The sequence below is a fragment of the Anabaena subtropica FACHB-260 genome, from assembly GCF_014697105.1.
Lineage (GTDB): Bacteria > Cyanobacteriota > Cyanobacteriia > Cyanobacteriales > Nostocaceae > Trichormus > Trichormus subtropicus.
On record NZ_JACJRF010000041.1, the window covers coordinates 35,894 to 47,905 of the forward strand.

Sequence of the window (12,012 nt, forward strand, 5' to 3'; positions counted from 1 at the left end):
GAGGGACATTCTCTAAGTTTCTCGCTCTCTGCTCCCATGCCTTCTGCGCCCCTTCATCTCTGATTCCCAAAACATACATAATCCTATGCCAACTAATCAAACAGTCCGCTTTTCTCAGTTCAATGCTTCTCTCAACCGCAACGCCGAAGGTCAGCTTGTCAGTGATCTTGCAACACCTAATAATGCCCAAGCAAAAGCTGTAGCGGAAATTATCCAGCGCAATAACCCAGATGTGCTGTTAATCAATGAATTTGATTATGTTGAAGGCAATCCCTTAGAGCCAGTCCAATTCCTTCTAGAAAATTATCTAGGCGTTAGCCAAAACGGTGCAAACCCGGTTAATTATCCCTACATTTATATTGCTCCCTCCAACACGGGTATTGCTTCTGGATTTGATTTAAATAATAACGGTGTAGCAGTCACTACCCCAGGCACACCAGGATATGGTGATGATGCTTTTGGTTTTGGGAATTTTCCTGGTCAATTCGGGATGGTGCTTTTATCTAAATACCCAATTGATACCGCCAATGTCCGCACCTTCCAGAATTTCTTGTGGAAGGATATGCCAGATTCTTTGTTACCCACTATTCAAACTCCTGGTGCTGATACACCTTGGTATTCACCAGAAGAACAAGAAATTTTACGGCTTTCTTCTAAAAGTCACTGGGATGTACCCATCTTAGTGAATGGACAAACCATTCATGTCCTAGTTAGCCACCCCACACCCCCAGTTTTCGATGGTGCAGAAGACCGCAACGGCAAACGCAACCATGATGAAATTCGTTTTTGGGCAGATTATGTTACCCCTGGTGAGGGTGGTTATATATATGATGACCAAGGCAGAACAGGGGGTCTAAATGCTGGTTCCAGTTTTGTAATTATGGGTGATCAAAATGCTGATCCCTACGATGGTGATAGCTTTGATAACGCGATTCTCCAACTGTTACAAAATCCTGGTATCAATACTAATTCTGTTCCCAGCAGTCCGGGGGGAGCGCAACAGTCAGCCTTGCAAGGTGGGGCAAATATTAACCATTCGGGCAATCCTGCTTTTGATACTGCCGATTTTAATGATAATAGTTCGGGTAACTTGCGGGCAGATTATGTCCTACCCTCCAGTGACTTGCAAATCGTCAACTCCGAAGTTTTTTGGCCTGTAGACACTGACCAGGCATTTGCGCCAGTAGGGACTTTTCCTTTCCCCAGTTCTGACCATCGTTTAGTGTTCGTAGACGTGCAAGTGGGAGCAACTGAACCAGGGAAAACGATCATTGAAGTAGATTTTCAGGGACAAACAATCCTTCCCACTGGCTTTATACCTACTGGTGCGGCTGGCACAGTGAATGGAGAATCAGCTCCACTAGGTGGTTTATCTGGTGTCGCATATAATGCAGATAACGATCGCTACTATGCCATATCAGACGATCGCTCGCAATTTGCACCTGCCCGTTTTTATACATTCACAAATAATGGAGAGGTGACATTTACGGATGTAGTCACCCTCAAAGATAGTGATGGTAATACTTTTCCTTTATTCAGCCTTGACCCAGAAGGTATTGCTTTAACTAATAATGGGACGGTGTTTATTTCCTCCGAAGGTGAAGCGAATCCTGGTGCTGGTCGTGTGGGTGACCCCTTTATTAGAGAGTTTTCCTTAACAACAGGGGAACAAGTGCGATCGCTCCTTGTGCCTACTAAGTTTTTACCAGTTGTAGAAGACACCAACAATAACGGGATTGTGGATGCGGGTGATACGCAAATCTCAGGGGTACGGAATAACCTCGCCTTTGAAAGTCTCACCATCACCCCGGACCAACGAACCCTCTACACAGCTACCGAAAACGCTCTACTTCAAGATGGTGCAGTGGCTTCTGTTAGTGCTGGTACTCCTTCTCGCATCCTCCAATACAACCTCATCAGTGGTCAGCCAGAAAAAGAATATTTGTACATCACCGACCCTGTGGCTGAGGCTCCTAACCCAGTAGGTGGATTTAATACCAATGGGTTGGTAGAATTACTGGCGATTGATAACCGAGGGACATTACTGGCCTTGGAACGTTCCTTTTCTGCTGGATTATCCGGTACAGGTAACACCATCAAACTGTATGAAATCACCCTCCAAGGTGCAACAGATATCAGTACTATCGACTCACTCAACAGCCTGAGTCCCGAACAATTAGCCGCTATCGAACCAGCCCAAAAGCGCCTGATCTTAAACCTCAATGACTTAGACTTACCCACTGGACTAGATAACGTAGAAGGTCTAGCCTTTGGCCCTAGACTAGCTGATGGTCGTCAGTCGATTGTGTTAGTGAGTGATAACAACTTTAGCGGTACTCAATTTACGCAAATCCTGACCTTGAGTGCAGAGGTAGTTCCCACAGTTGCACCGATTGTCGAAACTCGTCCTGACCTACTCGACAATGATAGTCCTAGCATCCCTGTAATTGATCAGAATGCTGATGCTGATGACCCAGCTATTTATGTAAATGCGACAAACTCAGCCGATAGCTTAGTTGTCACCGCCGTAAAAAACGCCGGCTTACGAGTCTACGACTTGTCAGGAAACTTGTTACAGAGTATTAACCCTGGTGATGTCCGCTACAACAACGTAGATATACAATATGGGTTTAGCTTGGGTGGCGAATCTATCGATATAGCCGTAGCCAGCGATCGCCAAAATGATCAACTAGTAATCTTCAAAATCAACCCCAACCCCAGCACCCCCGGTCAATACCTAGAAGATATCACCGACAGCAGTATTAGTACAGTCTTCCAAGGCGCACCTTTTGCACCGCCCTATTCCTCATCTTCTAGTAGCACTTACGGTCTAGCTTTATACCGTAGCCCCATCACTAACGATTACTACGCCTTTGTCAATCGCCGCGAAACCGGAGATATCGCCCAGTTAAGGCTAATAGACCAAGGTAATGGCACAATTGGCACCCAACTAGTACGCAACTTTACTATCCCTACAAATGCGGGACTCGACCCCCAAACCGAGGGGATGGTAGTAGACCAAGAAACTGGTTTTCTCTATATTGGACAAGAGAATGTGGGTATTTGGAAGTATGAAGCAGAACCCAATCGTGGTAATACAGGTAGACTCATTGACACAATTAGAGACTTGGGTGGTTCCTATCTAATTGACGATGTAGAAGGCTTGACTATTTATTATGGCAGCAACGGTACAGGCTATCTCCTCGCATCTAGCCAAGGTAATAATTCCTTTATTGCTTACACCAGAGAGGGTAACAACGAATATGTAGGGACTTTTGCTGTCGGTAATAATGGAGCGATCGACAGTGTACAAGAGTCGGATGGTGCCGATGTGATTAACTTACCATTAGGCCCCAATTTCCCCTTTGGTGTGTTTGTTACCCAAGATGGCAATAATTTACCTGCCACAATTGTTGATGATGAAAACGTCAATGCCAACTTCAAGTTAGTACCTTGGGAAAATATCGCCAATGCTTTCTCTCAACCACTAGCCATTGACACCACTAGTTACGATCCTCGTAATCCCGTTCCCCAAGCTAGACTGACTATCTACGATTTTGGTGAGTTACCCCCATTAGGTACAGCTTTAGATGGTCAAGAAATTCTCCTTGGTGGTTTCTCTGGGCTTTACTTCCAAGGTATTGCTGCTAATGGTAACTTGAAATTTGTCGCCCACACCGATCGCGGCCCCAATGGCGAAAACATCGGTGCAAATAGACCATTTGTTTTACCCGATTTCCAACCGGAAATAGTCGCCTTTGAACTGAATCGCAACACAGGTGAGATTGCTGTTACCCAAAGAATAGGGTTATTCCGTCAAGACGGAACCACACCATTAACAGGACTACCAAACCTACAAGCCGGAGCAAGGAATACCGCCTACACAGATGAAATCCCTGTGGACTTGCAAAATCAAGTCTTACCAAACGACCCCTTGGGTGCAGATTTGGAAGGGATTGTTGTTGATAGAAATGGCAATTACTGGTTAGTTGATGAGTACCGACCAGCCATTTACCAGTTTGATAGTAACGGTACACTAATTGAGCGTTTTATCCCCAGAGGAACTGCAACTGCACCCAATCCCGACCAACCAGCCGGCACTTTTGGCACGGAAGTGTTACCCGAAGTTTACGCTCAACGCCGCAATAATCGGGGATTTGAAGCGGTGGCGCTGGAAGGTAACAAACTCTACGCCTTTATTCAGAGTCCCATTGATAACCCTGACAATGGTGGTGATACCGTTTCTCGCAATTCTCGCAACCTGAGAATTTTGGAATTTGACGTTGTTAGTCAACAGGTAACAGCCGAATATCTCTATCTCTTGGAAGGTCTACCAAATACTGACAAAATTGGTGATGCTGTTTCCTTGGGTAACGGGAGATTTGCGGTAGTGGAGCGTGATGATGATGAAACCTCCGCCGCTAATAAATTGATCTTCTTGATTGATTTGGCGGGAGCTACCAATATCAATAATCCCGCTAACTATAGTTTGCCAGTTGGCAGAACCATTGAACAACTGACACCTGATGAGTTAACAGCCGCTCATATTAACCCTGTCAATAAGAGTCTCATTGCGAATGCGGCTCAACTTGGTTACATTGGCGTGGGTAAACTGGAAGGACTCGCACTCGTTGCACCGAATACTCTCGCCCTACTCAATGACAACGATTTCGGTGTCACTGGAACTACTGTCAATCCTGACGGGACAATTAGCGTCACAGTTGCTCCCCTATCTAGCAGATTGGCTCTTTTAGAACTGCCAAATAATTTACCAATCACCCAGCCATTAGATATTCAATTTGGTTCTCCTGCAAATGATGAGATTACGGCTGAACCAGGGCAAATCTTATTCACTGGTGATGGTGCAGATACAGTAGATTCCCTGGGAAGTAACACCATTTTCACTGGCAACGGTGATGATATTGTGTTTGTGGGTAGTGATGCTTCCGTGTCTACTGGAAATAGTGATGATCAGGTCTTCATCGGTGTGGATGGCCCTGCTAGCAATACCACTGTTAATGGTGGTAATGGTGATGATGAAATCACTGTAGTGGAAGCAGGCGGGACTAATAACCTATTTGGTGCAGCCGGGGATGACAGCCTGCAAATCATTGAAGGTTCTCGTCAATTAGTATTCGGTGGTTCTGGTAACGACACCCTCATGAGTAACGGTAGCTATAACCGTCTCTACGGTGGTTCAGGTGATGACTTACTGTTCTCCAATGTCAATGACTCTTTGTTTGGTGGCGATGGTGATGATGTACTATTCGCTGGACAAGGTGGTAATAACCGTCTGAGTGGTGGTACTGGTGCTGACCAGTTCTGGGTTGCTAATGGTAGTTTACCTACTAGCAAGAATACTATTACTGATTTTGTTGTAGGTATGGACAAAATTGGTTTGGGGGGAATTGGGGTAACTCAATTTAGTGGTTTGAGCTTGGTACAGCAAGGTGGTGATACTTTGGTGAAGCTAGGCACAACTGAATTGGTTGCTTTACAAGGAATTACCTCAACTAGTCTGACTGCTGCTGATTTTGTTTTCTCTGTTAGTGTAGTCGCCTAGTAAAAACTCTGTGTGTGTCTTTGTGGTTAATAATTTTTTAACCACAGAGGCACAAAGACACCGACACAAAGTTAAGTATTTTAGCTACAGTAATCCTGGGAAATCAAAATCATGATAATTTAAGTTCGGGTATATACCCTTAAATATTTTGGTTAATTTATATGGAGGAATATTAGTATAGCTAAATCTTGAAGTATATTCACTGAATTTAAGATTTGATAAATTGTACAAAATTAAGAGTGAATTTCTCAGTTAAATTATTTAACCATAGATAAATATTTAGACATGACTTATATTAAAAGCGCTTTTCAAGAATTTCTTTTAACCCTTGGGGGTTTTGACCAGTTACCAAGTGCAGAACTTGGTAACCTCTTAGAGAATTTACAGCCATTTCGCTATCGTATCGGTCAGAAAATCATTGGTAAAGAAAGAACGCCAGAACGAGTAACAATTATTTATGAAGGACAAGTGCGTCTGTTGGGATTTGATCCACAAACGCAAGTCCCCCATACCATCAAATTACTGAAACCAGGGGAAATCATTGGTGAGATAGGATTATTGCGGGATGTGGCTTGTGAAACTGCGATCGCCTCTACCGATGAAGTGATAGGTTTAACTTTAAATGCCGCACATTATTTAGGTCTGTTGGAATCCTACCCGGCTTTTGCTCATGCACGCCAAAACCAAAGTTACATCATAGAAGTTTTCGATGTTTTGGGTTCCCAGTTAGCCAAGCAAGCGAATGTCATTAACAACCTTGATGAACTGGCTACACAAGCTTTACAAAATGCCAAAATAGATTACCTTCCACCTGGAAGAAATTTCCTCCATCAATTAGATAGTGACAGTATTTGGTTTGTTAGTGGCGGTACAGTCACGAATTACCCTATTGGTTCTCGCCTAGAACCCAGTGATGGTAATCGGGTAATTGAGGTGAGGGGAGAAAGTCCGGCGCGATTGATTGGTTTAGCACCGTCAGATTTATTATTCTTAGATAACGACTATCGTCAACCTGGACAACTTACTGTTCATGATAGCCAATCGGCGATTGCAGAAGTTCTAGATATCCCTTACGCCACCGAGGAAGAAATTCCCCAGTCAGATTCCTCATCTAACCACGGTAAACAAAAACAAAAATTCCCCTTTGTCCGGGGTAAGGGAGAATTAAATTCTACCTTTGCTTGTTTTCAAATGCTTACCAAGCACCTGCAAATTCCCTTCCGCAAAGAAGTGGTGCGCCGCATTTTAAATGAGCAAATCAAACGCCAAGGTAGTATCTCTTTTCCCGCCTGCGCTTATCTATCAGAATTAATCGGACTCAAAGCCAATCTTGTAGATTTACCTGCGGCGGCTATTACTCGTGTTCCTACCCCAGCATTGGTAAAATATGGTGATGGTTATGCCGTTTTATATGCAGCCGATACTAATAATGTAGTTTTAGGTGTACCATCCCAAGGCATAGTAAGTTGCAAACCTGCACAGATAGTTGAGCATTTAGAAATTGTCGAAAACAGTTACCCACCACAAATCAGGGTATTACTGCTGTCCTCCACCAAAGAGACACCAAAAGAACGTTTCGGTTTGCGGTGGTTTCTCCCCTACTTATCTCGCCATCGCCGAGTTCTCATAGAAGTTTTTATTGCTTCCTTCTTTGTCCAATTAGCAGCGTTAGCCAATCCCCTAGTTATTCAGCTAATTATTGATAAAGTCATTGTCCAGAACAGTATCAGTACGCTGAATGTTTTGGGCGTTTTGTTGTTGGCTGTGGGAATATTTGAAGCAGTCCTCACCACATTAAGGACTTACTTATTTGTCGATACGACCAACCGCATCGACATGGGTTTGGGTTCAGAAATTATTGACCACCTATTACGGCTACCACTACGTTACTTTGAAAAGCGACCTGTGGGTGAACTGGCTACCCGTATCAATGAATTAGAAAATATTCGTCAGTTTCTCACCGGGACGGCGTTGACAGTAGGATTAGATGCGGTTTTCTCAGTGGTGTATATCATTGTCATGCTATTTTATAGCTGGCAACTCACCCTAGTTGGTTTAGGGACGATTCCCATATTTATTGTTATCACCTTAATTGCATCGCCTACCGTCAGTAGACAATTACGTTCCAAAGCCGAACGCAACTCAGAAACTCAATCCTATTTAGTTGAGGTGATGTCTGGGATTCAGACGGTGAAGGCGCAAAATATCGAACTGCGATCGCGCTTTTCCTGGCAAGAGCGATATGCTCGATATGTAGCATCCGGTTTTAAAACTGTCATCACATCAACACTCGCTAACTCTACAAGTCAATTCCTCAACAAACTCAGTAGTTTACTTGTGTTGTGGGTGGGTGCTTATCTGGTACTCCAAGGCGAATTAACTTTAGGGGAATTAATCGCTTTTAGAATTATCTCCGGTTATGTCACCAGCCCGATTTTACGCCTAGCTCAACTCTGGCAAAGCTTCCAAGAAACAGCATTATCCCTAGAACGGTTGAGCGATATCGTTGATACACCCCAAGAAGCCGAAGTTGACCGCTATAATATTCCCTTACCTGAGATTTACGGGTCTGTTAAATACGAGAATATTTCCTTCCGTTTCGCACCCAGTGGCCCTTTACAACTTTCCAACGTTAATTTGGAAATCCCGGCTGGGAAATTTATCGGCATCGTGGGTCAAAGCGGTTCTGGTAAAAGTACGATGATGAAGTTACTGCTGCGCTTGTATGACGTAGAGTCCGGCAGAATTTTGATTGATGGTTACGATATTTCCAAAGTAGAACTGTACTCACTGCGTCGCCAAGTTGGTGTTGTACCCCAAGAAACCCTGTTGTTTGACGGAACAGTACAAGAAAATATTGCTTTGACAAATCCCGATGCTAGCACCGAAGAAATCATCGAAGCGGCGCGAGTAGCAGTCGCCCACGAGTTTATTATGAGCTTACCCAACGGTTACAATACTCGTGTCGGCGAACGGGGTGCGGGACTTTCTGGGGGACAAAGACAGAGAATTGCGATCGCTCGTTCTGTTCTCCAACGACCGAAACTATTAGTATTAGATGAAGCTACCAGTGCTTTAGACTATCCCACAGAACGACAAGTTTGCCTCAACTTAGCTAAATCCTTTCGCGGTAGCACAGTATTCTTTATCACCCACCGACTCAACACCGTTAGTCATGCAGACATGATTGTCGTCATGGATGCAGGGAAAGTCATAGAACAAGGAAGTCACCAACAATTAATGGCGGCTAAAGGTCATTATTCTTACCTGTATCAACAACAGGAAGTGAATTTGTAATTGTCATTAGTCATTAGTCCAGAGTTCTTTTCTCCATTCCCTTTTTAACAATTAAACTACTATGACTCAACTTAATAGCGATCGCCTTAACGGTAATAATGGTAATGGGAAGCACGACCAGACTTTCAAGATTGAGAGTCAAGCTTCACCAGAGTCTAGCAAGGCTTTAGTTAACTTTAATCAAAATGAATTTGAGCAATCCGTAGTTCTTCGTCAATCTCCTATTTGGTCACGTACAATTATGCTTACCCTAATAGGTTTAGCCTGCGTGGGTATTGCTTGGGCATATTTTGCCAAAATTGAACAGGTAGTACCTGCTACTGGTCAATTAAAGCCAGAAGGTACTGTTAAAGAAGTGCAAGCACCTGTGAGTGGTGTTGTGAGAGAGGTTTTTGTCAGAGATGGAGAAACCGTTAATAAAGGCGATTTGTTACTTACTTTTGATACAATTGCCACTGTTGCTCAATTAAATTCATTAGAAAAAATTCGGCTGGCATTAATTCAAGAGAATCAGACCTATCGCCGTTTAATGAGATCAACTTCTGGTGTTGCTTCTGAACTAGAATTTATCCGCAGTCAACTACCACAAGAAGCAGCTTTTTTGTTAAGAAATCGAGCAGTCTTAGTTGCAGAAAATGAATTATTACGTACTCAATTAAATAATTCTACAACAGGTATAGGCTTAGATAGCGATGAACAAAAACAGCTACAAGTTGCCAAAACAGAATTAGATTCTCGTGCAGCAGCAGCAGGACTAGAAGTTTCTAAAACCCGGAAACAACTAAGTCAAACAACAGTTAAGCTGCAAGATACTCAAGCAAGTTTAGGTATACAAAGGAATATTTTAGATAATTTAAAAATATTATCTGAAGAAGGGGGAATTTCTCGGTTACAGTATCTCAATCAACAACAACAGGTGCAAAATCTAGCAGCAGAAGTAGCTCAATTAATTGAAGAGCAAAAGCGCCTGCAATTTGAAATTGAAAGAGGTCAACAGCAGCTAACTAACACAGTTGCTAATTCTGATAAAAATATTTTAGAAAGAATTGGTGACAATAAAAAACGCATTGCAGAAATTGATAGCCAATTTATGAGAATTGTTCTAGAAAATGAACGTAATTTAGCAGATATCAACAGCAAAATATCTCAAGCTCAACAGAATCTTAAATATCAAGAATTACGCGCTCCTGCTTCTGGAACAATTTTTGATTTGCAAGCAAATAATACTGGATTTGTCGCTAATCCTACTCAAAAATTACTACAAATTGTACCAAATGAAAACTTTATTGCTGAAGTTTTCATTACCAATAAAGATATTGGTTTTGTACGGAAAGGTATGAAAGTAGATGTTAGAATTGAATCCTTCCCTTTCAGTCAATTTGGTGATATCAAAGGCGAAATAATTGATATAGGATCAGATGCTTTACAACCAGATGAAATATATAAGTTTTATCGGTTTCCTGCCAGAGTCAAATTAGACAGACAATACTTGCAAATTCAAGATAAACAAATTTCCTTACAGTCAGGAATGTCAATCACTGCCAATATCAAAGTCAGAGAAGAACGAACTGTCATGAGTCTCTTTACTGAGATGTTTACCAAGCAAATTGATAGTTTAAAAGAAGTGCGTTGACACAGTTAATCACCGTAGAGATGCGTCATAATGCGTCTCTACAAAACTAAATATTATGACTCATAATGTGTGCTTATAAGAAAGAGTCTCCTAATTTACCGAATTACTGAACACTTTACGAATCAAATCAGGTAACGCTCCCCTTTCCTCTGCGCCTTCCTCCGCGCCCCTCCCTTCTCTACGAGAGGCTGCGCCAACGGGTTCACCAGTCGCCTGCGGTTCGCGTAAGCGTCTCGTAAGAGAGGGAAACCCTCCCGCAGCGCTGGTTCACCGCGTTTAAAAAAATGATTTCTGTAACTCACTTAACCAGGAATCATCATATTTTTATGTGAATTTAAATTTTATAAAAACTTAATACATTGTTTATATATTTTTTACCGCTTCTTATTGAATCCAACATATATAACTTGCAGAGAAGTATCTCTGTCTTTGAACAAATCAATAGTAAAACATGAAAAAGCCTAAATTCTTCAGAAGTATCCTACTTATTGCCATACCAGCAATACCGATAATTCTGTTTAGCTATCTGCAAAATCCCCTAACAGCCCAAACCTCAAGCGTTCATCTAACGATGGGGAATCCCAGTAATGCTGGTAGTAGTTACAGCAATCGTTTGTTGAACAAGCCACAGTATGCAGTTTCTTACAATTGCTTTCGAGGAACACCAAATTGGGTTAGTTGGCAGTTAAATAGATCATGGTTAGGTAGCGCACCTCGCCAAGATGATTTCCGTGCAGATACCACCATACCTTCAGACTGCTATCGAGTCACTTCTTCGGATTATACTGGTAGTGGTTTTGACCGTGGTCACATGGCTCCTTCCGCAGATAGAACCAACACAGTAGCCAACAACTCTGCTACTTTTTTAATGACAAACATCATACCCCAAGCACCAGACAATAATCAGGGTGTATGGGCAAGTTTAGAAAGTTATTGTAGAGATTTGGTGGTGAATCAAGGTAAAGAACTCTATATTATTTCGGGTTCTTATGGTACTGGTGGTACGGGTTCTAATGGTACAAGAACCACAATTGCCAATGGTAGAGTAACTGTCCCGGCAAGAACATGGAAGGTGATTGTAGTCCTAAATGCTGTCAACTCTGGTGTTAACAGCGTTAGTACTGGCACTAGAGTCATTGCTGTAGATATACCTAATACACAAGGTGTTCGGAACGCGAGTTGGAGAAATTATAGAGTTACTGTTGATACTCTAGAATCTAGAACTGGATACAACTTTCTTTCCAATGTTCCTGTGTCTACTCAAAGTGTAATTGAGTCGAGAATTGATAATTTGTAAGCATATTTAGCTTACTTAAATCATCAGTCTGTAAATACGAACAGACTGATGATTTAATTAGTTAAGTTTCCAATACTTGTCGGTTAAGTTCAAGACAGTCGCTACTAAAATCCTTATACCAATTTAATATGAAGCTGCATAGAAAAGAGCTTCTAAAATAAAGTTATAAGAGGAGATAGACATTACCTGCTCAAATGTTAATTGCTCGAATAGTTGTTGTAT

Annotated in this window: 4 protein-coding genes; all 4 read left to right on the forward strand. The window is 42.3% G+C overall.

Annotation, left to right across the window (positions count from 1 at the left end):
• Positions 1–85: 85 nt before the first annotated feature.
• The 4 genes from H6G18_RS19435 to H6G18_RS19450 all read left to right on the forward strand — a co-directional run bounded on the left by H6G18_RS19435 (position 86) and on the right by H6G18_RS19450 (position 11,790).
• A complete protein-coding gene (locus H6G18_RS19435; RefSeq protein ID WP_190408742.1) occupies positions 86–5,563 on the forward strand; it encodes a phytase in 5,478 nt (1,825 codons plus the stop codon).
• Between the two features lie 285 nt (positions 5,564–5,848).
• The gene (locus H6G18_RS19440) at positions 5,849–8,860 is read left to right on the forward strand and encodes a peptidase domain-containing ABC transporter (protein WP_190408743.1); all 3,012 of its coding nucleotides are present in this window, start codon (positions 5,849–5,851) and stop codon (positions 8,858–8,860) included.
• 61 nt (positions 8,861–8,921) lie between these two features.
• Positions 8,922–10,493 carry an HlyD family efflux transporter periplasmic adaptor subunit gene (locus tag H6G18_RS19445; RefSeq protein ID WP_190408744.1) on the forward strand — a complete coding sequence of 524 codons (1,572 nt, stop codon included), beginning with the start codon at positions 8,922–8,924 and terminating at the stop codon, positions 10,491–10,493.
• A gap of 451 nt (positions 10,494–10,944) precedes the next feature.
• Positions 10,945–11,790 carry a DNA/RNA non-specific endonuclease gene (locus H6G18_RS19450; protein ID WP_190408745.1) on the forward strand — a complete coding sequence of 282 codons (846 nt, stop codon included), beginning with the start codon at positions 10,945–10,947 and terminating at the stop codon, positions 11,788–11,790.
• Positions 11,791–12,012: the final 222 nt, after the last annotated feature.

Coding starts and splice junctions, on each gene's coding strand:
- H6G18_RS19435 (WP_190408742.1), top strand. CDS start 86: ATGCCAACTAATCAAACAGTCCGCTTTTCTCAGTTCAATGCTTCTCTC.
- H6G18_RS19440 (WP_190408743.1), top strand. CDS start 5,849: ATGACTTATATTAAAAGCGCTTTTCAAGAATTTCTTTTAACCCTTGGG.
- H6G18_RS19445 (WP_190408744.1), top strand. CDS start 8,922: ATGACTCAACTTAATAGCGATCGCCTTAACGGTAATAATGGTAATGGG.
- H6G18_RS19450 (WP_190408745.1), top strand. CDS start 10,945: ATGAAAAAGCCTAAATTCTTCAGAAGTATCCTACTTATTGCCATACCA.